The 21,563-nt window shown below is 66.7% G+C and carries 21 protein-coding genes, 2 tRNA genes and 1 pseudogene; 10 read left to right on the top strand and 14 right to left on the bottom strand.

What is annotated here, in order from left to right; translation table 11 throughout:
* Positions 1-267: 267 nt before the first annotated feature.
* On the bottom strand, positions 268-504 hold the full coding sequence (locus AC3WL7_RS00535; protein WP_108768460.1) for a hypothetical protein: 237 nt from the start codon (positions 502-504) through the stop codon (positions 268-270).
* Positions 505-663: 159 nt separating this feature from the next.
* Here AC3WL7_RS00535 and parE point away from each other — a divergent pair, with 159 nt between their 5' ends.
* From parE to AC3WL7_RS00550, 3 genes are all read left to right on the top strand, one after another.
* On the top strand, positions 664-2,553 hold the full coding sequence (gene parE, locus AC3WL7_RS00540) for a DNA topoisomerase IV subunit B (RefSeq protein WP_492748934.1): 1,890 nt from the start codon (positions 664-666) through the stop codon (positions 2,551-2,553).
* Positions 2,554-2,702: 149 nt separating this feature from the next.
* Entirely contained in the window at positions 2,703-3,281 is a 579-nt protein-coding gene (locus AC3WL7_RS00545) for a GNAT family N-acetyltransferase (protein ID WP_492748937.1), read from the top strand.
* A gap of 109 nt (positions 3,282-3,390) precedes the next feature.
* A complete protein-coding gene (locus tag AC3WL7_RS00550) occupies positions 3,391-4,887 on the top strand; it encodes a S10 family peptidase (protein WP_492748938.1) in 1,497 nt (498 codons plus the stop codon).
* A gap of 328 nt (positions 4,888-5,215) precedes the next feature.
* Here AC3WL7_RS00550 and AC3WL7_RS00555 read toward each other — a convergent pair whose 3' ends face one another.
* Together AC3WL7_RS00555 and AC3WL7_RS00560 are read right to left on the bottom strand one after the other, a co-directional pair.
* A complete protein-coding gene (locus AC3WL7_RS00555; protein WP_200734495.1) occupies positions 5,216-6,337 on the bottom strand; it encodes an inorganic phosphate transporter in 1,122 nt (373 codons plus the stop codon).
* Positions 6,338-6,350: 13 nt separating this feature from the next.
* A complete protein-coding gene (locus AC3WL7_RS00560; protein WP_492748941.1) occupies positions 6,351-6,977 on the bottom strand; it encodes a DUF47 domain-containing protein in 627 nt (208 codons plus the stop codon).
* 292 nt (positions 6,978-7,269) lie between these two features.
* On the opposite strand from AC3WL7_RS00560, the gene AC3WL7_RS00565 reads away from it, so the two are divergent.
* Complete coding sequence (locus tag AC3WL7_RS00565; protein WP_079221422.1) at positions 7,270-8,574, top strand: hemolysin family protein; 1,305 nt, start codon at positions 7,270-7,272, stop codon at positions 8,572-8,574.
* Positions 8,558-9,229 (top strand): exopolysaccharide biosynthesis protein, encoded by a 672-nt coding sequence (locus AC3WL7_RS00570; RefSeq protein WP_492748943.1) that lies wholly within the window; start codon positions 8,558-8,560, stop codon positions 9,227-9,229. Before AC3WL7_RS00565 ends, AC3WL7_RS00570 begins: the two co-directional genes overlap by 17 nt.
* 146 nt (positions 9,230-9,375) lie before the next feature.
* Here AC3WL7_RS00570 and AC3WL7_RS00575 read toward each other — a convergent pair whose 3' ends face one another.
* The 4 genes and pseudogenes from AC3WL7_RS00575 to AC3WL7_RS00590 form a co-directional block, all read right to left on the bottom strand.
* A complete protein-coding gene (locus AC3WL7_RS00575; protein WP_079221420.1) occupies positions 9,376-9,873 on the bottom strand; it encodes a pyridoxamine 5'-phosphate oxidase family protein in 498 nt (165 codons plus the stop codon).
* A gap of 69 nt (positions 9,874-9,942) precedes the next feature.
* Positions 9,943-10,938, bottom strand: coding sequence for an LLM class flavin-dependent oxidoreductase (locus tag AC3WL7_RS00580; RefSeq protein ID WP_108746429.1), 996 nt, complete (start codon positions 10,936-10,938; stop codon positions 9,943-9,945).
* A gap of 188 nt (positions 10,939-11,126) precedes the next feature.
* Positions 11,127-11,894, bottom strand: coding sequence for a sulfurtransferase (locus AC3WL7_RS00585; protein WP_492748946.1), 768 nt, complete (start codon positions 11,892-11,894; stop codon positions 11,127-11,129).
* Between the two features lie 127 nt (positions 11,895-12,021).
* A pseudogene (locus AC3WL7_RS00590) lies at positions 12,022-12,372 on the bottom strand (DUF6164 family protein); the annotation flags it as partial.
* A gap of 69 nt (positions 12,373-12,441) precedes the next feature.
* Between AC3WL7_RS00590 and AC3WL7_RS00595 the strand changes: the two are divergent.
* Together AC3WL7_RS00595 and AC3WL7_RS00600 are read left to right on the top strand one after the other, a co-directional pair.
* Complete coding sequence (locus AC3WL7_RS00595) at positions 12,442-12,876, top strand: FKBP-type peptidyl-prolyl cis-trans isomerase (RefSeq protein ID WP_079221416.1); 435 nt, start codon at positions 12,442-12,444, stop codon at positions 12,874-12,876.
* Positions 12,863-14,110, top strand: a complete 1,248-nt coding sequence (locus AC3WL7_RS00600) for a TIGR03862 family flavoprotein (RefSeq protein ID WP_492748948.1) — start codon at positions 12,863-12,865, stop codon at positions 14,108-14,110. Before AC3WL7_RS00595 ends, AC3WL7_RS00600 begins: the two co-directional genes overlap by 14 nt.
* Before the next feature lie 66 nt (positions 14,111-14,176).
* On the opposite strand, the gene AC3WL7_RS00605 is transcribed toward AC3WL7_RS00600, so the two are convergent.
* The 5 genes from AC3WL7_RS00605 to AC3WL7_RS00625 form a co-directional block, all read right to left on the bottom strand.
* Positions 14,177-14,638: a GNAT family N-acetyltransferase gene (locus AC3WL7_RS00605; protein WP_492748949.1), complete on the bottom strand. Its 462-nt coding sequence runs from the start codon at positions 14,636-14,638 to the stop codon at positions 14,177-14,179.
* An 83-nt stretch (positions 14,639-14,721) separates the two neighbouring features.
* Positions 14,722-16,344, bottom strand: coding sequence for an FMN-binding glutamate synthase family protein (locus tag AC3WL7_RS00610; RefSeq protein WP_079221413.1), 1,623 nt, complete (start codon positions 16,342-16,344; stop codon positions 14,722-14,724).
* Between the two features lie 43 nt (positions 16,345-16,387).
* Positions 16,388-17,674 carry a nucleotide sugar dehydrogenase gene (locus tag AC3WL7_RS00615; RefSeq protein ID WP_492748952.1) on the bottom strand — a complete coding sequence of 429 codons (1,287 nt, stop codon included), beginning with the start codon at positions 17,672-17,674 and terminating at the stop codon, positions 16,388-16,390.
* Between the two features lie 108 nt (positions 17,675-17,782).
* A complete protein-coding gene (locus tag AC3WL7_RS00620; protein ID WP_079221411.1) occupies positions 17,783-18,229 on the bottom strand; it encodes a BLUF domain-containing protein in 447 nt (148 codons plus the stop codon).
* A 64-nt stretch (positions 18,230-18,293) separates the two neighbouring features.
* Positions 18,294-19,277, bottom strand: a complete 984-nt coding sequence (locus tag AC3WL7_RS00625) for a TraB/GumN family protein (protein WP_492748954.1) — start codon at positions 19,275-19,277, stop codon at positions 18,294-18,296.
* Positions 19,278-19,432: 155 nt separating this feature from the next.
* Here AC3WL7_RS00625 and AC3WL7_RS00630 point away from each other — a divergent pair.
* Positions 19,433-19,519, top strand: a tRNA-Leu gene (locus AC3WL7_RS00630).
* Positions 19,520-20,128: 609 nt separating this feature from the next.
* On the opposite strand, the gene AC3WL7_RS00635 is transcribed toward AC3WL7_RS00630, so the two are convergent.
* Positions 20,129-20,296, bottom strand: a complete 168-nt coding sequence (locus tag AC3WL7_RS00635) for a hypothetical protein (protein WP_492748956.1) — start codon at positions 20,294-20,296, stop codon at positions 20,129-20,131.
* A gap of 102 nt (positions 20,297-20,398) precedes the next feature.
* Between AC3WL7_RS00635 and AC3WL7_RS00640 the strand changes: the two genes are divergently transcribed.
* A complete protein-coding gene (locus AC3WL7_RS00640) occupies positions 20,399-20,947 on the top strand; it encodes a super-infection exclusion protein B (protein ID WP_492748958.1) in 549 nt (182 codons plus the stop codon).
* A 198-nt stretch (positions 20,948-21,145) separates the two neighbouring features.
* Here AC3WL7_RS00640 and AC3WL7_RS00645 read toward each other — a convergent pair whose 3' ends face one another.
* Positions 21,146-21,343 (bottom strand): hypothetical protein, encoded by a 198-nt coding sequence (locus tag AC3WL7_RS00645; protein WP_492748959.1) that lies wholly within the window; start codon positions 21,341-21,343, stop codon positions 21,146-21,148.
* A 103-nt stretch (positions 21,344-21,446) separates the two neighbouring features.
* Here AC3WL7_RS00645 and AC3WL7_RS00650 point away from each other — a divergent pair.
* Positions 21,447-21,554: transfer RNA gene (locus AC3WL7_RS00650), tRNA-Leu, on the top strand.
* Positions 21,555-21,563 lie beyond the last annotated feature (9 nt).

A 21,563-nucleotide genomic window follows, 5' to 3' on the forward strand; every position in this document is an offset into this window, starting at 1 on the left:
CGCCGGACGGGGACCATCGTGCGAGGTCGGGGCGGCCGTGCCGGCCAATTCGACCGTCACCTGCGACCCGCATTGCTGGAGGCCACGCATGGCCGGTCCAGCCCATTCGCAAATGGTGGACACGCACTACTCCCGGAAAGCCATAGTTTACAGATAGATGGCCGCCAACCCAAGGGGCAGATGGCGTCACCACTAAAAGAAAACGCCCCGCAGTGCGGGGCGTTCAGGGGCCAGAGCCTTGCGGCAGAAGCCTCGGCGGCGGACGCCTTACTTCTTCTTCCGCGCTTCCTCTTCTTCTTCCTGCTGCGGGACCGGCTGGCCTTTGGCCTTCATTTCGGCATTGGCCTGGGCGCGGCGCTTGGCCTTGGCATCCGCCTCGGACTGCGCGGCCTTGTCCGCCTGGTCACCCTGCTGCGGGGCCGACGGGCCTGCGTTCTGCGCCATCACCAGCGGCACTGCAACGGCGGCAGCGGCCAGGATCGCAATGGTCAGCAACTTCTTCATGGAGTCCTCCTCGCGGTATGGCTTGGACATGGGGGCGCCGGCGTTCAGATTCCAGCGGCTGTCATTTTACCCCCTCCCCGGCGCCGAGGCTGAACCGCAGGCGTGCAAAATTCCCGTCCACGCCGCACACTTGCGCGTCGCTCCGCGCTTTGAAGATAGATGAACGCACGCTATAACGCCGCCGATATTGAAGTCCTGTCCGGCCTTGACCCGGTCAAGCGCCGTCCTGGCATGTACACCGACACCGCGCGCCCGAACCACCTGGCGCAGGAAGTGATCGACAACTCGGTGGACGAGGCCCTTGCCGGCCACGCCCGCTCGATCGAGATCACCCTGTACAAGGACGGCAGCGTGGAGGTCAGCGATGACGGCCGCGGCATGCCGGTGGACATCCATCCGGAAGAAAAGATCCCGGGCGTCGAGCTGATCCTGACCCGCCTGCACGCGGGCGGCAAGTTCAACAACAACAACTACACCTTCTCCGGCGGCCTGCACGGCGTGGGCGTCAGCGTGGTCAACGCGCTGTCCACCCTGGTCGAAATCCACATCAAGCGCGACGGTGCCGAGCATCGCATCACCTTCCGCGATGGCGACCGCGCCTCGCCGCTGGAAGTGGTCGGCACGGTCGGCAAGAAGAACACCGGTACCCGCCTGCGCTTCTGGCCGGACCCGAAGTACTTCGATACGCCCAAGTTCGCCGTGCGTGCGCTCAAGCACCTGCTGCGCGCCAAGGCCGTGCTGTGCCCGGGCCTGACCGTGAAGCTGACCGACGAAGCCACCGGCGAAGTCGACACCTGGTACTACGAAGACGGCCTGCGCGACTACCTGAAAATGGAGCTGGGCGACCGCGAGTCGCTGCCGGCCGATCTGTTCGTCGGCAACCTGAAGAAGGATACGGAGATCGTTGACTGGGCCGTGGCCTGGCTGCCGGAAGGCGAGCTGGTGCAGGAAAGCTACGTCAACCTGATTCCCACCGCCCAGCACGGCACCCACGCCAACGGCCTGCGTACCGGCCTGACCGAAGCGCTGCGCGAGTTCTGCGACTTCCGCAACCTGCTGCCGCGCGGCGTCAAGCTGGCCCCGGAAGACGTGTGGGACCGCGTGTCGTTCGTGCTGTCGCTGAAGATGACCGACCCGCAGTTCAGCGGCCAGACCAAGGAACGCCTGTCCTCGCGCCAGGCCGCCGGTTTCGTCGAAGGCGCCGCGCACGACGCCTTCAGCCTGCTGCTGAACCAGAACGTGGAGCTGGGCGAGAAGATCGCGCAGATCGCCATCGAGCGCGCCAGCGCGCGCCTGAAGACCGAGAAGCTGGTCGTCCGCAAGAAGGTCACCCAGGGCCCGGCCCTGCCCGGCAAGCTGGCCGACTGCATCAGCCAGGACCTGTCGCGCACCGAACTGTTCCTGGTGGAAGGTGACTCGGCAGGCGGCAGCGCCAAGCAGGCGCGCGACAAGGACTTCCAGGCGATCCTGCCGCTGCGCGGCAAGATCCTCAACACCTGGGAAGTGTCGTCCAACAGCGTGCTGGCCTCCGAAGAAGTGCACAACCTGGCCGTGGCCATCGGCTGCGACCCGGGCAAGGAAGACATCGCCGGCCTGCGTTACGGCAAGGTGGTCATCCTCGCCGACGCGGACTCGGACGGCCTGCACATCGCCACCCTGCTGACCGCGCTGTTCCTCAAGCACTTCCCGGCGCTGGTCGATGCCGGCCATGTGTTCGTGGCGATGCCGCCGCTGTTCCGCATCGACGTGGGCAAGCAGGTGTTCTACGCCCTGGACGAGGAAGAGAAGCGCTCGATCCTGGACAGGATCGAACGCGAGAAGATCAAGGGCGCCGTCAATGTCACCCGCTTCAAGGGCCTGGGCGAAATGAATCCGCCGCAGCTGCGCGAGTCGACCATCCACCCCGATACGCGCCGCCTGGTGCAGCTGACGGTGGATGACGGCGAGCAGACCCGTTCGCTGATGGACATGCTGCTGGCCAAGAAGCGTGCGTCTGATCGCAAGGGCTGGCTGGAGAGCAAGGGCGACCTGGCTTCCCTGGAAGCCTGACGCCATCCTCTGGTAGTGCCGGCCGCTGGCCGGCAGTCGAGGTTGCCGGCCAGCGGCCGGCACTACCGGTTGATGCCCCCCGGACATCACGCCCCCATCGGCAAACCCAGCGGCGCCATAATGCGCGTCTCTCTGCGTGGACCCTCGTATTGGCCAGCCATTCCCTGCTGTTCCCGGGACTGCCGTTGCACAGCGCGCGGCTGGTCCTGAGCCCGATCCGCCGTGACGATGCGGCCGCCCTGTTCGCCCTGCAGTCCGACCCGGACGTGATGCGCTTCTGGAACCATCCGGCGTGGACGCGACCGACCGAAGCCCGCGCGCAGATCGACGACGACCTCGCCGCGCACACCACCGGCACCCAGCTCAAGCTGGCCGTTCGCGAATCGCTGGAAGGCCCGTTGCTGGGCATCTGCGTGGTGTTCGCGCTGGACCGTGACGCCGCACGCGCCGAGATCGGCTACCTGCTGGCCCCCGGCAAGCAGGGCCAGGGCTACATGCACGAAGCGCTGCAGCACCTGCTTGCCTATCTGTTCGACACCCTGGGCCTGCATCGGGTGGAAGCGGAGATCGACCCGCGCAACCAGCCCTCCGCACACGTGCTCGATCGCCTGGGCTTCCACCTGGAAGGCGTGCTGCGCCAGCGCTGGCGCATCCAGGGCGAGTTGTCCGATTCGGCCGTGTACGGCCTGCTGGCCGACGACGAGGCGCGGAGCGCCCTGCCCGCTTGACCGAATCTGGCCGCAACGGGCCAGCACCGGCGGCCATGCCTTTGGACACATACGGTGCGCCGGGCGGCGGCCTAGCATCGGGATCCTCTTCCGCTACCGTCCTGGTGCCATGAAGTCCCTGCTGCACATCGCCGCGCTCTGCGCCGGCCTGCTCGTTGCCCCTGCCTGCGCCTTCACCGCATCGGCCGCCGAATCCAAGCCCGACACCCAGGAGGAAAAGACCGAAGCGCCCGCGCTGCCGGCCGATGCCTCCGCCCGCCAGAGCATGCGCCTGGCCGGCCGCACCCTCGACTACACCGCCACCGTCGGCACCCTGCCGGTGCGCGACGAGAAGGGCAAGGTGATCGCCGATGTGGTGTTCACCGCCTACACGATGCCCGGCAAGGACCGCCCGGTGACCTTCGCTCTCAATGGCGGCCCCGGCGCATCGTCGGTGTACCTCAACATGGGCGCGATCGGGCCCAAGGTGGTCACCTTCGGCTCGGAAGGCGACAGCGCCTCGGCACCGGCCACCCTGCACGACAACCCCGGCACCTGGCTGGACTTCACCGACCTGGTGTTCATCGATCCGGTCGGCACGGGTTTCAGCCGCGCGCGCATCAGCGATGATGAAGCGAAGAAGCAGCTGTACAACCCCAGCGCCGACATCGAGTACCTGTCACGCTCGATCTACGACTGGCTGCTGCGCAACCAGCGCATGGGCGCGCGCAAGTACCTGACCGGCGAAAGCTACGGCGGCTACCGTGGCCCGCGCATCACCCATTACCTGCAGACGCGCCTGGGCGTGGCGATGAACGGCCTGGTGCTGGTGTCGCCGTACCTGAGCCCGACCCTGGAAGACAACGCCGATGTTTCGCCGATGGCATGGATGCAGACGTTGCCGTCCATTGCCGCGGCGCACCTGGAGCGCCAGGGCAAGCTGACCGATGCGGCCATGCGCGAGGTGGTGGAATACACGCGTGGTGACTACGCCACGGCGCTGATGAAGGGCCGCAGCGATCCGCAGGCGACCGAGGCGATGCTGCGCCGGGTGACCGAGCTGACCGGGCTGGACCCGCAGTTCGTGCGCCGCGCCGGTGGCCGCCTGGAAACCCAGGCTTACCTGCGCGAGGTGTTCCGCGACAAGGGCACGCTGGGCAGCCGCTACGACTCCAATGTGACCGCGTTCGACCCGTTCCCGAACGATCCGGAACAGCGCGCCAATGATCCCCTGCTGGACAGCATCATCGCGCCGACCACCACGGCGATGGTCGACTTCGTGACGCGCGTGGTCGGGTGGAAGGTCGATGCGCGCTACCAGGCGCTGAACTACGACGTGAACCGGCTGTGGGACCGCGGTGGCGAGCTGCGCCAGGGGGCGGTGACCCAGCTGCGCCAGGCCGTGGCGATCGATCCGCACCTGCAGGTGCTGATCGTGCATGGCTGGAACGACCTGTCGTGCCCGTTCATGGGGTCGATCCTGACGGTGGACCAGATGCCGGCGATGGGCAGCAACCCGGACCGGGTGCAGGTGCGCAGCTATCCGGGCGGGCACATGTTCTACAGTCGCGCGGACAGCCAGGCGGCGTTCCGCAGGGATGTGCAGGCGCTGTTCCAGCGCAACTGATTGGTAGTGGTGGTGGCCGGGCCTGCGGCCCGGCACCCGCTGGGGATCAACTGCCACTACAACAGCAAGAGCTGGCATTCCGTGGGTTGGCGAGGTGGGGTGGGCAGGCGGGGGACGGCAAAATCCGCTCCTGCGTGCCTCGTAGAGCGCCATCCATGGCGCTCTGCGCCCCCGCCTGCCCACCCCACCCCGCCACTGACAGTTTCCGGGCGCTGTCTGTTGGTGGGTGCCGACCGTTGGTCGGCACGATGGGTACGGGAGAATTCTCTGCCCATGAAAAAAGCCCGCCGGAATCCGGCGGGCTTTTTCGTTCATCGGGCTGCTGGCCTCAGGTCCAGCCGAACAGCTCGAACAGCTTCAGGATCAGGTACGCACAGCCGCCGGCGGCGGGGATCGTGAGGATCCAGGCCCAGACGATGCGCTCGATCACGCCGAACTTCAGCGAACGCGGGTTCTTGGCGAAGCCGACGCCCATGATGGCCGTGGAGATGCTGTGGGTGGTCGAGACCGGCATGCCGAAGTGGGCGGCCATGGTCAGGATGGTGGCCGAGCTGGTCTCCGCGGCGAAGCCGTGGATCGGGTGCAGCTTGACCATCTTGTGGCCCAGCGTCTTGATGATCTTCCAGCCGCCCGAGGCGGTACCGGCAGCCATCACCACCGCGCAGGTCAGCACGATCCACATCGCGATGCCGTCACCGGCGTGCGCGTCCGGGTGCATGAAGGCCAGCCACGACGGCAGGTCGTTCAACGCACCGGTGGCTTCGGCACCGATCAGCGTCATGGCGATGATGCCCATGGTCTTCTGCGCATCGTTGTGGCCGTGGGCAAAGCCCATGTAGGCCGCCGAGGCGATCTGGGCCTTGCCGAAGAACGCGTTGACGATGCGCGGGCGGGCCAGGCGGCCGATGGCACCACCGATCCTGGCCAGGCCGGCGATCAGGCCCCACAGCAGCACCATCACCACGATGCCGAGCAGGAAACCGGCGATCGGCGAGGTGATCATCGGCACGAACACCTTCCACAGCAGGCCCTTGTTCTGCGCCCAGCTGCCCAGGCGCTCGGACCAGATCAGCGCGTCCCAGTTGTTGTGGGCCGCGGCCAGGCCGGCGCCGCACAGGCCGCCGATCAGGGCGTGCGAGGAGGAGGACGGCAGGCCCTTCCACCACGTGATCAGGTTCCAGATGATGCCGCCCAGCAGCGCGCACAGGATCACCTGCGGGGTGACCTCCACGACGTTGGTGTTGAGCAGGCCGGAGGCGATGGTCAACGCGACCGCGGTGCCGGTCAGCGCGCCGATCAGGTTCATGACCGCGGCCAGCATCACCGCCCAGCCGGGCGAGAGCACCTTGGTCGCCACCACGGTGGCAATGGAATTGGCGGTGTCGTGGAAGCCGTTGATGAACTCGAAGACGAGCGCGGCCAGGATCACCACCAGGACAAGGGTCAACATGCGGCGGCGTCCGTCAGCTGTTCTTCAACACGATCTGGTACGCCACCACGCCGGCCTCGCGGCAGCGGTCGATGGCCTTTTCCAGGATCTCGAAGAATTCCTTCAGCAGGAACATCTGCAGGTTGTCCAGGCGGCCCGAATAGATGTCGCGGTACAGCTCGAGCATCAGGCGGTCGGCCTCGTTTTCCAGCGAACGCAGCTTCTCGTTGAGCCCGGTCATCCGGTCCAGGTTCATGTGGCGCAGGTCGGCCACCATCTCCACCACCACGCCGGCAGCCTGTTCCAGCATCGCCGCGCGCGGCGCGAAGTCGATGTGCTCCAGATGGGTCGTGGCCAGCGAATAGCGATCGGCGAACTTCTCGATCTGCTTCGGGATCTTGTACAGCGCCGAACCCAGCGCTTCGATGTCCTCGCGCTCGATCGGGGTCATGAAGCTGTCCACCAGCGCCTGGCTGATCTTGTCCGAGGCCGCGCGCTCGCGCAGGCGGGCCAGCTTGAAGGCGTCCAGCGCGGGCTGGCGGTCGGCCTCGCGCAGCATCGAATGCAGTGCCTTGGCAGCGTCGTTGGCCGCGACGGCAGCCTCATCAAGCAGGGTGTAGAACTGTTTGCCGGAACCGAAAATGGTCTGCAGAGAGAACATTGAGAAACCTGTCAGCCGTCGCGGGAAGGACGGCACCAGGACGAATTATGACGGCTAGATGACCATTCCGGGTATCCCCGCCCCCGACAAGGGGGTGGAAACCCCCAACCTGAACAGGCAGTTGCCACCCAACCATGGCCGTTTGCTAAGATGCCAGCGCGCCCCCGGGCGCACCTTATGGACGACGACCCTTACCCCCCTGCGCCGCGCCGGACCCTGTTCCTGAGCGCCTGCCGCCACTGCAAGCACCCGCCCTCCCTGCCACCAACCGGGGACGACGCCCGTGTTTGAAATGATCCTGATTGTTTTCGCGCTTGTTCTGCTGAACGGCTTCTTCGCCATGTCCGAGATGTCGGTCATGACCTCGCGCAAGAGCCGCCTGAAGCAGATGGCCGCCACCTCCAAGCGGGCCGCCAAGGCGCTGGAGCTCTCCGAGAAGCCGGAAAGCTTCCTGTCCACCGTGCAGATCGGCATCACCGTCATCGGCGTCCTGACCGGCTATCTGGGCGGTGAAGCGCTGGGCGAAGCCTTCGGCGGATGGATCGAGGGGCTGATGCCCGGCTTCGCCTATGCCGGCAAGATCGGCACCGTGCTGGCCGTCAGCCTGATCACCTTCATCACCCTGATCTTCGGCGAGCTGGTTCCCAAGCGCCTGGCGCTGACCCGGTCGGAAGCCATCGCCGGCCTGGTGGCCATGCCGATGAGCTGGCTGGCCAAGCTGGCCCTGCCCTTCGTCTGGCTGCTGTCCAAGACCACCCAGCTGATGCTGAAGGTGATGGGCCTGGGCCAGGACGAAGCCGCCCAGGTGACCGAAGAAGAGATCCGCATGCTGGTGGCCGAGAGCCACGAGGCCGGCGTGATCGATACCCACGAGCGCGACATGATGAACCGCGTCATGCGCCTGGGCGACCGTACCGCCGACAGCCTGATGACCCCGCGCAACCGGATCGCCTGGCTCGACACCCAGGCCGGCCTGGAGCGCAACCTGGAAATCATGGCCGAGCACGAGTTCTCGCGGTACCCGGTACTGCGCGACAACGACATGGACGTGGTCGGCATCCTGGAACTGAAATCACTGGCCACGCGCATGGCGCGCGGTGACAACGCGCTGTTCCAGACCCTGCGCGAGCCGCTGTACGTTTCCGAATCCACTCACGCGATGAAGCTGCTGGAGATCTTCCGCGAGGAACAGCAGTCGATGGCGCTGGTGGTGGACGAGTACGGCGAGATCCAGGGCCTGGTGACCATCAGCGACCTGATGGGCGCGGTGGTCGGCCGCCTGCAGGCGGTGGAAAACGCCGACGAGGACGCCCTGGTGGTGACCCGCGAGGACGGCTCGCTGCTGGTGGACGGCTCGCTGCCGATCGAGGACCTGCGCGAGCTGATCGGCAGCAACGAACTGCCTGATGCCGAGGACGGCGACTACTACACGCTGGCCGGCATGTGCATCCACTACTTCGGCCGCATCCCGCATGCGGGCGAGTATTTCGACTGGGCCGGCTGGCGCTTCGAGGTGGTCGATCTGGACGGTGCGCGCGTGGACAAGCTGCTGCTGCGCACCCTGTCCGACGAGCAGGCCGATGAGCTCACCGCCTGATCCGAACCACGTGCCGGACGACGGATCGGGCGAGCAGCGCCCGATCTACCGCAACGAGGGCATCCGTACCCTGCTGGCGATGTTCGCTTCCGGTGACCCGGCCGAGCACATGCCCCTCGGGCAGATTCTCAAGGACCTGCAGCAGAGCGCCTTCGGCGTGTTCCTGTTCGTGGCCATCCTGCCCTCCTTCATCCCGATCCCGGGCATGGGCGGCGCGGTCAGCGGGCCGCTGGTGGTTCTGATCGGCCTGCAGATGCTGTTCTGCCGGCGCAAGCCCTGGCTGCCGGGCTTCATCGCCCGGCGCGGGCCGAAGCGCGGCACCATGCACACCTTCCTGGACCGCATCGACCGGCCGCTGCGGCGGCTGGACCGCATGCTCTCGCCGCGCATGCCGCAACTGCTGGTTCCGCTGCCGCCGCATGCATTCACCGGCCTGCTGCTGGTCCTGCTGGGCGTACTGCTGTCGCTGCCGATCCCGTTCACCAACTTCCTGTTCGGCTTCCAGCTGCTGCTGTTCGCACTGGCGCTGCTGGAACGCGATGGCGCGCTGATGCTGTTCAACTGGATTGCCGGCGTGGTGGCCATCGCCTTCTTCGGCTTCAGTTCGGGACAGCTGGTGGGCTATACGGTGGAGCTGTTCCAGCGCTGGTTCTGAGTGCCGACCGCTGCGCTCGCCGGGCATGGCCCGGCGCTACCCCACACACCCCGCCCGGTAGAGCCGGCCGCTGGGCCGCTGCCAGGAATGCCGCAATGCCGGCCAGCGGCCGGCACTACCGTCCACGCACGGCGTGGATGAGACCCTCACCGCAGGTCGATGAACCCGTTGTCGCCCAGCTGCGCCGGCTCGTCCTGCACCGCCGACAGCACGAAACTCAGCGCCTTGCCCAGCAGCGTGCCGGGGCCATCCCAGTATTCGGCCGAATCGGCGCGCACGTGGATCAACCGCAGGTTCGGGTCATCCTTGCCGCCCGGGAAGAACAACTTCATCGGCGGCGACCACAGCTCCTCGATCTTCGCCCGGTCATCGACGATGCGCGCGCGCCCGGCCACCGACACGTAGGTGTTCTTCGACGCCGAGGCATAGGCCACGTTGACCCGGGGATTGAGCGCGATCTCGGCCACCTTCGGGCTGTCGGCGGCGGTGGCGAACCAGAGGTCGCCATCGAAGGCGACCTGCTGGGTGCCCAGCGGGCGGCTGTACAGCCGGCCATCGACGCCGACGGTGGTGAACATCGCCACCTCCACGTCCTTGATCAGTTCGGCCAGCTGGGCAATGTGTTCGGCGCGGGTATCGGCCATGGTGGGGGCTCCGGAATGAGGAGCCCCCATCAGACCCGGCGCGGGTGCAATGCGCCGTGATGCAGATGTTCAGCCTGCGTGGCGGGCATGCCAGGCCTGCATGGCCAGCTCGAACGAGCGCAGGCGCGCGCGGTGGTCGTACAGGTTGGCGGTCAGCATCAGTTCGTCGGGCGTGTGGCGATCAACGAACGCGGCGATGCCCTCGGCCACCTGCTGCGGATCGCCCAGCACGGTGCAGGCCAGCGCGCGTTCCACGCCCAGCTTCTCGTGCGGCTCCCAGAAGGTTTCGATGTCGTCGATCGGCGCCGGGATCCTGCCCGGGCGGCCGCGGCGCAGGTTGACGAAGCTCTGCTGCTGGCTGGTGAACAACCGGCGCGATTCGGCTTCACTGTCACTGGCCACGACATTCAGCGCCAGCATCGCGTGCGGCTGCTTGAGCGTGGCCGAGGGGCGGAATTCGCGACGATAGACCGCCAGCGCTTCGTCCATCGAGTCGGGCGCGAAATGCGAGGCAAAGGCATACGGCAGGCCCATCGACGCGGCCATGCGCGCACCGAACAGACTGGAACCAAGGATCCAGGTCGGCACCCGCAGGCCGCCACCGGGCACGGCCTGCACGGCCTGGCCGGGCTGCACCGGTTCGAAGTAATGCAGCAGCTCGCGCACGTCCTGCGGGAACTGGTCGGCGCTGTCGAAGTAGCGGCGCAGGGCGCGCGCGGTGGGCTGGTCGGTGCCAGGTGCACGGCCCAGGCCCAGGTCGATGCGGTCGGGGTATAGCGAGGCCAGCGTGCCGAACTGCTCGGCCACCTGCAGCGGCGCGTGGTTGGGCAGCATGATGCCGCCGGAGCCGACGCGGATGCGCTTCGTGCCGCCGGCTACGTGGCCGATCAGCACGGCGGTGGCCGCGCTGGCGATGCCGGGCATGTTGTGGTGTTCGGCCAGCCAGTAGCGGCGGTAGCCCAGCGCATCGGCGTGCTGGGCCAGTTCCAGCATGTTGGCGAAGGCGGCGGTGGTATCGCTGCCCTCGCAGACCGGGGCCAGGTCGAGGATCGACAACGGGATCATCAGGCGTATTTCCGTCACAGGATGTCCCCATGCATGGGGTCGGGACGGGGCCACGGCCAGTGACGGTGGCAGGATGCTGATTCCTGCGGGATGGGTGTAGAGCCGAACCCATGCTCGGCTGCCGTTGGGCGGTGAAAAGCAGCCGGCCAGCGGCCGGCTCTACCGAAGCGCGGTCAGCCGAAGCGCGGTCAGAACGCGCTCGGGCGCGGTTCGGCCAGCGGCTCGTCCACCATCGGCTGCAGCGCGGCATCCAGCGCCACGCGCTCATCGAACACGAAACAGCGGCCCTCGTAGCCCTCGCCGCCGACCTCCTCGAAGTAACCAAGGATGCCGCCGTCAAGCTGCAGCACGTTGTCCATGCCGTCGTTGAGCATCCACAGGGCGGCCTTCTCGCAGCGGATGCCACCGGTGCAGAAGCTGACCACGGTGCTGTCCTTCAGCGCCTCGCGGTGTGGCGCCAGGGCCTCCGGCAGATCGGTGAACTTGTGGATGGGCAGCACCAGTGCGTCCTTGAACGTGCCGTACTCCACTTCCTGCAGGTTGCGCGTGTCGAGCATCACCACCGGCTTGCCTGCATCGTCATGGCCCTGGCGCAGCCAGCGCTGCACGGTGGCCGGGTCCACGGCCGGCGCCCGCGGGTACTCCAGCGGCTGGCCGTCATCGCGGCGGAAGCTGATGATCTCGTCCTTCACCTTCGCCTTCAGGCGCGCGAACGGCTGGTGCTCGCTGAAGCTGGTCTTGACCCGCATGCCGGCAAAGCGCGCATCGTCATGCAGGGCGGCGTAGAAACCCTCGATCGCCTCCGGCGCCCCGGCCAGGAACAGGTTCAGGCCCTCGCCCGCCACCAGGATGGTTCCGCGCAGCTCCGCCGCCTCGGCGCGCGCCAGCAGTTGGTCGCACAGGGCCTGGGGGGCGTCGATGACGGCGAAGTGGTAGGCAGCGGTATTGGCGATCATCCTGCCATTTTAGCGCCTGTCGGCCGCATGGACAGATTCAGGGGTCAGAGCCCTCCGCGCGGCGGAGGGATCCGAGCCCTTGCCGGCCAGCGGCCGGCACTACCTCGGGGGCTTAGCCCCGCAACAGCACGAACGGCAGCAGCACCAGCGCCGCCGCCACGATCATGCCCAGCAGCACCAGCACCACGAACACCGGCCGCCGCCGCAACAGGCTGCCGAACGTCTCGGCCGTGCCCTCGCGCAGTGCCTGCTCGCGCTCGGCGCGCACGCGCACCCCGCGCGCCGCCTGGTACTCGGCCATCAGCGCCTTCGCCCGCGGCTGGTCGCCATCCTCGCTCAGCCACAGGCCGCCGTTGGAAATGCCCCACGGGCTGGGTTCGGTGCGGTACCAGGCGATGCCATGCTGGTCCAGCAGCGTGCATACATCGGCGTATTCGTCGTCACCGACGTTGCGGAGATTGAGCAGGAGTTTGGCCATGCCACCATGATACCCGGCGCTGATGCGCTACCCTTGCCGCCCCCGACACCGCCCATCCCGGAGACGCCGATGCGCCGCCTGCTGCTTCCCCTGCTGCTGTCCCTTGTCGCCGCCGGCTGTGCCCGCGAACCGTCCGGTCCGCCGCCGGGTGGCACCCTGGCCACCTTCGAGCGCATCGACACCCAGGTCGGTACCGGCGCCGAAGCCGTGCCCGGGCAGAAGGTGAGCGTGCACTACACCGGCTGGATCTACGACCAGCGCACCGAAAGCAAGCACGGCAAGACCTTCGACAGCTCGGTCGGCCGCGGCGAACCGTTCACCTTCACGCTCGGCGCCGGCCAGGTCATCCGTGGCTGGGATGAAGGCGTGGCCGGCATGAAGGTGGGCGGCAAGCGCACCCTGATGATCCCGCCGGCCTATGGCTATGGCGACCGCGGCGTCGGCCCGATCCCGGCCGGTTCCTCGCTGGTGTTCGATGTCGAGCTGCTCGATGTCAAACCGTAATGCCGCACCGCCGCGCCGGGTCGCCGTCATCGGTGGCGGCCCGGCCGGACTGTTCGCCGCCGAGCGCCTGCGCGCGGCAGGGCTGGACGTGGACCTGTACGAAGCCAAGGGTTCGCCCGGCCGCAAGTTCCTGATTGCCGGCAAGGGCGGTCTCAACCTGACCCATTCCGACCCGCGCCCGTTGTTCGACAGCCGCTACCGCGAGCAGTCCGCCGCGGTCGGCCGCTGGCTGGACGGCTTTGACGCGCAGGCGCTGCGTGACTGGGCGGCCGGCTTCGGCGTGGAGACCTATGTGGGCAGTTCCGGCCGCGTGTTCCCGGTCGACCGCAAGGCGGCGCCGCTGCTGCGCGGCTGGGTACGGCGGCTGAAGGAACAGGGCGTGCGCCTGCACGCCAACCACCGCTGGACGGGCTGGAGCGATGATGGCGCGTTGTGCTTCAGCACCGCCGACGGCCCGGTGGACGTGCACGCCGACGCCACCGTGCTGGCGCTGGGCGGCGGCAGCTGGCCGCAACTGGGCAGCGATGGCGCCTGGGTCGCGCCGTTGCAGGCGCGCGGCGTGGACATCGCCCCGCTGCAATCGGCCAACTGCGGCTTCGACGTGGACTGGACCCCGTTCTTTGCCCAGCGCAATGCCGGTGCACCGCTGAAGGCGGTGGTCGCGCACTGGATCGACCTGCAGGGCCAGCCGCAGTCGCTGCAGGGCGAATGCGTGGCCAGCGAATACGGCATCGAAGGCAGCCTGGTCTACGCCCTTGCTGCGGACCTGCGCGAGACCATCAACCGTGAGGGACACGCCACCCTGTGGCTGGATCTGGTGCCGGGCCGCGATGAAGCGCGCCTGCTGGCCGACCTGTCGCGCCCGCGCAAGGGCCGCAGCTTCGGCGAGCACCTGCGCCGCCAGGCCGGGCTGGATGCGGTGAAAGCCGCACTGGTGTTCGAGATCCTGGGCAAGGAGGCCGGCAACGATCTGCCGGCCGTGGCAACCACGCTGAAGCGCTTGCCGTTGCGCCTGCTGCGCCCGCGGCCGATGGCCGAGGTGATCAGTACCGCCGGCGGCGTGCGCCTGCAGGCGCTGGATGACGGCCTGATGGTGCGCACCCTGCCCGGCGTGTTCTGTGCCGGCGAGATGCTGGACTGGGAAGCGCCGACCGGCGGTTACCTGCTGACGGCGTGCTATGCCAGTGGCCAGCGCGCGGCCGAAGGCGTCATCGCGTGGCTTGCCGGGCGCTGACCCGGATTCTGTAGAGCCGAGCCCATGCTCGGCTCCAATCAACAGCAGCCGAGCGTGGGCTCGGCTCTACAGTTTCCGGTGCATGCGTACCGAGCCCAGGGCCACGCCGCTGGGGTGTGGGTAGGCCTCCTCATTTCCGGCGATGAACCCCTGGCGCTGGTAGAACGGCACTGCATTGAGCGATGCCGACAGCACCACGTCGCGCGCGGGGTCGGCCAGCGCCAGCAAGCGCTGCATCAGCGCCTGGCCGATGCCCTGCCCGCCCCTGTCCGGATCGACGAACAGCGCATCGACCTCGTTGCCTTCGGCATCGAATACGCCAAAACCCAGCAGGCCGCCCTGGCTGTCCTCGGCCACCACGCAGCCCCCCTGCGCCAGCAGGCGCGCGTACTGCGCCGGCGGCGGCGAGGCCGACCAGGGTGCAATTACCTCGGGTGGGTAATGGCTGCTGCAGGTTTCGCGCACGCAGCGCGTGCGCAGTGCCCACAGCATCGCTACGTCATCGGCCGTGCCGGTCCTGAACTGCATGATGCATCTCCGTAGAGTCGAGCTTGCTCGACTGCTTTTGTTGATCGAAAAGCAGTCGAGCAAGCTCGACTCTACACAACACGTTACCGTGATTTGCTCGCGCGCAACGCCTGGATGCGCGGCGGCGGCTGGAACGAATCACTGCGCGCTTCGGCCCAGAACGAGTGGAACACCGCGTGGTCCGGCACTTTGTGCAGCAGCTCGCCCGGTTCCAGGTAGCGGTACAGCGAGGCCAGCGAACGGATCTCGACAGGCGAAACGCGACGCAGGATGTGCTCCGGGCCAAGCTCGGCCGGGTCGTTGAGGCCGGCGGCGCACAGCAGCTCCTTCAGCGCGTGCAGCGTGTGCTCGTGGTAGCTGTGCACGCGCGTGGCCTTGTCCGGCGCATCCAGGTGCTTCCAGCGCGCCGGGTTCTGGGTGGCGATGCCGGTCGGGCACTTGTCGGTGTGGCAGCTCAGCGACTGGATGCAGCCCAGGGCGAACATGAAGCCGCGGCCGGCGTTGCACCAGTCCGCACCGAGCGCGATGGTGCGGGCGATTTCAAACGCGCTGGTGATCTTGCCGGCCGCACCGATGCGGATGCGCTCGCGCAGGTCCAGGCCCACCAGGGTGTTGTGCACCAGCAGCAACGCCTCGTGCATCGGCACGCCCACATGGTCGACGAACTCGGCCGGGGCCGCGCCGGTGCCACCTTCGGCGCCATCGACCACGATGAAATCGGGCAGCAGGCCGGTTTCCTGCATGGCCTTGGCAATGCCGAACCATTCCCACGGATGGCCGATGGCCAGCTTGAAGCCGACCGGCTTGCCACCGGACAGCTCGCGCAGGCGGGCCACGAACTGCAGCAGCTCCACCGGCGTGGAAAATGCCGAATGGCGCGAGGGCGACACGCAGTCCACGCCCATCGGCACGCCGCGGGTGGCAGAGATCTCGGCGGTCACCTTCGGTGCCGGCAGCACGCCGCCGTGGCCGGGCTTGGCGCCCTGCGACAGCTTGATCTCGATCATCCTGACCTGATCCTGGGTGGCATTGGCGATGAAGCGCTCTTCGCTGAAACCGCCCTTCTCGTCGCGGCAGCCGAAGTAGCCCGAGCCGATTTCCCAGACCAGGTCGCCCCCCATCTCGCGGTGGTAGGGCGAAATCGAGCCCTCGCCGGTGTCATGGTAGAAGCCACCGCGGCGCGCGCCTTCGTTCAGCGCGCGGATCGCGTTGGCCGACAGCGAACCAAAGCTCATCGCCGAGATGTTGAACACGCTGGCCGAATAGGGCTTGGCGCAGGTGGGACCGATCAGCACGCGGAAATCATGCGCGGCGATGGTGGTGGGTGCCAGCGAATGGTTGATCCACTCGTAATCCACCGCATAGGTGCTGCGCAGGGTGCCGAAGGGCACCGTGTCCATTTCGTTCTTGGAGCGCTGGTAGATCAGCGCACGCTGCTGCCGCGAGAACGGCACGTCCTCCAGGTCGCTCTGCACGAAGTACTGGCGGATTTCCGGGCCGATCGATTCCAGGCCGTAGCGGAAGTGCGCCATCACCGGATAGTTGCGGCGCAGGGTGCTGCGCTTCTGCAGCAGGTCCCAGGTGCCCAGTGCCACCATCGCGGCGGTCAGGCCGACGCCCCAGTACCAGGCCGGCCAGATCGTGGCCAGCCACAGGCACAGGGGAAACAGCAGGATGGCGAGCAGGTAGACGATATACCGGTGCATGGCGTTCCTCGGTTGCAACCGCCACAGTCTACCGTGCAGGTGTCTACAGGCGGTCGTCGACCACGCTGCGGGGCCAGGCCGACTTCACGTCGTAGACCAGCCCGCCCGGCGCCAGCAGGGCACGGATGCGCGCTTCATCCAGCGTCTTGAAGCTGGCATGGGCCACCGCCAGCACGACCGCGTCGTAAAGCCCGGCCTGCGGTTCGGCCACCCAATGCACGTCCGCATCGGCCAGCGCGGCCGGCCCCACCCACGGATCGCTGACCTGCACCTGTGCACCGGCGGACTGCAGGCGCTGGGCCAGTTCCAGCGCACGGCTGTTGCGCAGGTCGGGGCAGTCTTCCTTGAAGGTCACGCCCAGCACCAGGATGCGCGACTGCGCCGCTTCGCGGCCCCGCTCGGCCAGCATCGCCAGCACGCGCGTGGCCACGTGTTCGCCGACACGGTTGTTGACCTGCCGCGCGGTGTGGATCAGGTCCGGGTGGTAGCCCACGCTCTCGGATTTATGCAGCAGGTAGTACGGGTCCACGCCGATGCAGTGGCCGCCGACCAGGCCGGGGCGGAACGGCAGGAAATTCCACTTGCTGCCAGCAGCGTCCAGCACGTCCTGGGTGTCGATGCCAAGGCGATCGAAGATCAGCGCCAGCTCGTTGACCAGGGCGATGTTGACGTCACGCTGGATGTTCTCGACCACTTTGGCCGCTTCGGCCACCCGCATCGACGGCGCCGGGAAGGTGCCGGCGGCGATGATGCGCTGATACAGGCCATCAACCACCGCGGCCACCGCCGGGGTCGAACCCGAGGTGATCTTGCGGATGTCGGCCAGGCGCCGCTGGCGATCACCGGGGCTGACCCGTTCCGGGCTGTAGCCGCAGTAGAAATCTTCGTTGAAGCGCAGCCCCGAGCCCTCTTCCAGCAGCGGCACGCACACTTCCTCGGTGGTGCCGGGGTAGACGGTGGATTCGTAGATGACCAGGTCACCGGCGCGCAGGTGGCCGGCCACCAGCCGCGTGGCCGAGCGCAGCGGCTCCAGGTCCGGCTGCTCGTAGGCATCGATCGGCGTCGGCACGGTGACGATGTAGACGTTGCAGGCGTCCAGCTGCGCGGGGGCGCTGCTGTAGCGCAGCTGCGTGGCCTCGGCCAGCTCCTCCGGCTCCATCTCCAGGGTGTGGTCCTGGCCACTGCCCAGTTCGGCGATGCGCGCCGCGTCGATGTCGTAGCCGAGGGTGGGAATGTGCCGGCCGAAGGCTACGGCCAGCGGCAGGCCGACGTAGCCCAGCCCGATCACGGCCGGCAGCGGCCGCTGTGCAGCACCGATGGGTGCGCTCATGCGCGATGCCTCTCAGGCAGCGACAGGGTCTGGGTCATCCGGATTTCCGAAGGCAGGCAAGCAGGCCGCCAAGGTTAACCGCTCCGGCGGCGGCGGGCCACGCCCCGCTCAGGAGCCCAGGCTGACCGCAGCCGGCTCCAGTTCGCCATGGCCGCCGGTCCAGGCCTGCAGCAGCAGCGCGAAACCGTGGCTGCACGATGCCGGCGCGTTGTCGAAGCCCTGCCAGGGCGCGGTCACGATGCTGTCCAGGGTGGCCGCATCGATCATGCGGTTGGCCATCGTCCAGCGCGGGAACCAGCGCGACTGCAGGTCGCCGGAGGCCAGTTCGCTGATGCTGCCATGGCGGCGCGCGTTGAGGATGCGCGCATGCACCGATGCCACGCCATCGCGCGGACCTTCGATGTACTGCAGGAAGCGGCTGCCATCGAACATCAGGACACCGGTCACGCCGGCCATGCGGTTGAAGGGCGTCGCGTCGGCCAGCAGCGCATCGAGATCGGGCACTTCCAGCCCTTCCCTGGCCGTACTGACATAGGCAAACGCATGCAACGCCATTTCCCGCTCCCCTTCCCCCGATACGGAGAAATATGACAGGAAGCACGGGGACTTCAAGCGTGGGCTATTCCGGCGGGGCCTCGATCACGTAGCCACGCTGCGTCAGCTCTTCCAGATAGCCCTCACCCAGCAGCTGGCTGACCGGCATCGTCGCAAACGTGGCGGCATGTTTTGCCAGCGCTGCGTCGGCTGTCTGCAGCCACCGCGCACGCACCTGCTGCGGCAGGTTGCTCCAGCCGCGGCGGCGCACGAACTCCGAGTCCTGCAGCATCTCGCGGCAGCTCTGCGCCATCGCGGACAAGGGCAGCCGCTTCAGCGCGGCGACATCGCCCAGCGCCCAGGCATTGGCGCGCTCGCGCAGCACCGGCGCCTGGAATTCCACCGTGTCGAGCGTCCGTTCGAAGCACGCACGATCATCCACTTCCGAGGCCTGCAGTTCCTTCAGCGCACCACGCAGGTCATCGATCTTCAGCTTGACCTGCACGTCCTCCGGTTCCAGGTCGTGGGCCTTGTAGGCCCGCTTGAGCGCCTCCTTGACCTGCTTGCTGTCGCGCAGGCCGTTGCGCTTGAGGAACGCCTGGTAAAGCCGGCCGGAGGCCACCAGCGGGCGATCCTTCTCCACGCCACGATCGTTGCCCAGGTAGGTCTGCTTCAGACCCGACCAGCGTGCATAGGTTGGTGCAGGCAGCACCTGGTCCAGCGTACGTCCCTGCGGGTCCCGCGCGGTCTTCTTCGCCAGCGGCAGCAACGTCAGGCCCTTGAAGAAGCCGATCTTCGCGTCCAGGCCGAAGCCCGGATCACCCAGCACATGATCGACGCCGGCGATGGTGCGTTCGACCTCGTCCGATCGCCACTCCATGCGCGCCGGCAGCGGCGACACCGTGCCGAGGATCCACAGCACGTGCCCCTGCGGGCCGGTCACTTTCCACAGGCCCGGGCCGGGTTGTTCGCCGGTCACCTGCACGGTGTCGAGGTCGACCACCGCTTCGGTTGGTGGCGGCGCCGGCTGCGCCGACAGCGGGCCGGCCACCAGACACGCGGCCAACATCAGCGCGCACCGCATCCATCGCCTGCCACATCCGTGCATGTCGCCATTCCTGGGAGAGTTGGCGGACTGTACCCAGCGCTGCAGCCGGTTGCGTAAAGGCGGTGTTATCTGCCGGCATGGGCAGCGATTCCGTTACAATCGGCGCGCGCTGCAAGGCCCGGATGGCGAAACTGGTAGACGCATCGGACTTAAAATCCGCCGGGGGCAACCCCATGCCGGTTCGATTCCGGCTCCGGGCACCACCAACCAGCTGACTTTGTTTAACTTTACGTCAGTAGCAGGATCGTTCTCCTTGGAGCAGGGCGACGCATTGTCGCGAGTGTACTCCCTTCCGACACTGACCTGCGACGGTCATAAAGCGCGCCCATTCCCTCTCCAAGTACCTCGAACGAACGTGTGCGTAGGTGCTCAGCGAGAGCGCGATGGTGCAGTCCCATCAGTGATCCAGCAGGACCAGCTAGGGACTACGCTTGAAGCCGCGCAGAGCGCGGCGCGGTAGGTGCTTCGGGTCCACGTGACCTCGCAGAAGATGCGTGACGCGGCACTTCCGACCGGTCACACGACCACCGGCTGTGTCCTGAAGTGCACGGCGCGGATGCGAAGCTCGATGTAGTTCTTCCAGTTGACGCGATCACCGATCCCCCGGGATAGGTCTCCGGCCACCGTGGCGATGTGCCCATCGGTGTCGCTCTCGATGCTTCACATGGCGCCGTTGAAGGCTATCGGTTCGTCCTGACCACGCGGACCTCGATGTGGTGCCACTTGTCGTCGTAGTAGTCCTTCAACCACTGGCGCTCGCAGGAGGCGTGGTCGGCGGCCTGCAGCCCCTTCATGCCTTCGGCGCGATCCTGTCAAACCGCCGCAGCGAACTCATAGAAGCGCTTGCCGCCTGTGTTGAGGATGCGCTCGCGCGCTCGCTTTTCGCGAAGGATCCAGTCGGAGACCACCACGAGGATTTCGGGCTCGTTCAAAGGGAAATCAGCGTCGTCATCGTGAAGTCTCTCGATCCCAAAGGCCAAGCAGTGCAATTAAATCCTTCCATGTGGTGTACGCCCTTGACAGAGCACTCCGATCAAAGCCGGAAGGGATATGATTGCCCCGGATATGACAGGGGTTGGTAGATGGAATGGATCAAAGGCATTGCCGACGTACTGAAATTGGGGCCACGCTATCTTGTCGCAGGAATGCTGCTAACAGGAGGCGCACTTTTTCTGCCCGCTTCGATCCACGAGCGTCTCGGCCTGTCGGACTGGGTGTCCGCTTACAAGGGCTGGATCGGCTTAGTTTTCGCCGTCTGCGCAGTACTGACGACACTGTCCGCGCTGATTTGGTTGTGGCGGCTCGCCCTTATTGCGTGGGAAACCAAGCAGAAACGCGACGCGATAGTGGATCGCCTCCAGAAACTTACGGAGCCGGAGAAGCAAATCCTCCGGTATTACTTCGCGTTGAACACTCGCTCCAATTTCCTCCGCCACCAGGATGGCGTCGTTGCTGGACTGGCGGCGATGGGAGTGATTTACCTTGCTTCTCGCACCGGCACACTGACCGAGGGCTTCGCGTACAACATCAGCGACTACGCATGGAAGCTCATCAAGGAGAATCCAGTTCTGCTTAATGGGGACACCAATTTTTACCGCTGCGACAAGCCGGACAGTCCTTGGGGCTTCTGAGGGATCCGGGATAGGTCAGTGGGCCCAGAAGTAGTGGCCATTGGTCTCAATGGAGGGGGAATCGCGCGAACTTCATCAGTTAAATCCCTTGCGGAAACTTCCGTCGAATATCCCCAACCTTCGTGCGACGGACTTGCGGCACGCCGACTTCCAATCGAGTAGGCGCCGCTGCCGATTGAACTGGGCAGCGGCACAGGCTCACTTCGCACCAAGACCGAGTTCCACCATGAGGTCTTCGATCAAAGTTCCAATTGTCTCGTATGTTGACCGAAGGTTTGCCGCAAGCGCCGTATTGGACACACCCATCTGCCGCAGTTCTTCAACGTTGGCACGCATCCTCTCAGCATCAGTGATAAGTGTGGAAATCAATTGCTTCAAAGCTTCCGCCTTGCCCATGTGACGACCTCTCCTAGCTTTTCCCGGCGGCCAGCCTTAGCCGCCGGAGAGTCATTGTGAACCATAGTGAGTCCGCTCAGCACTGCGGCTGCCACCACATTCTGCCCGCAAGGTAAACCGTGCGCATGATCTTGAAAAGACCCACGAGCTTCCGGACTTAAAATCCGCCGGGGGCAACCCCATGCCGGTTCGATTCCGGCTCCGGGCACCACGCGCGACA

The sequence above is a fragment of the Stenotrophomonas sp. FW305-3-2-15-E-LB1 genome (assembly GCF_058787375.1).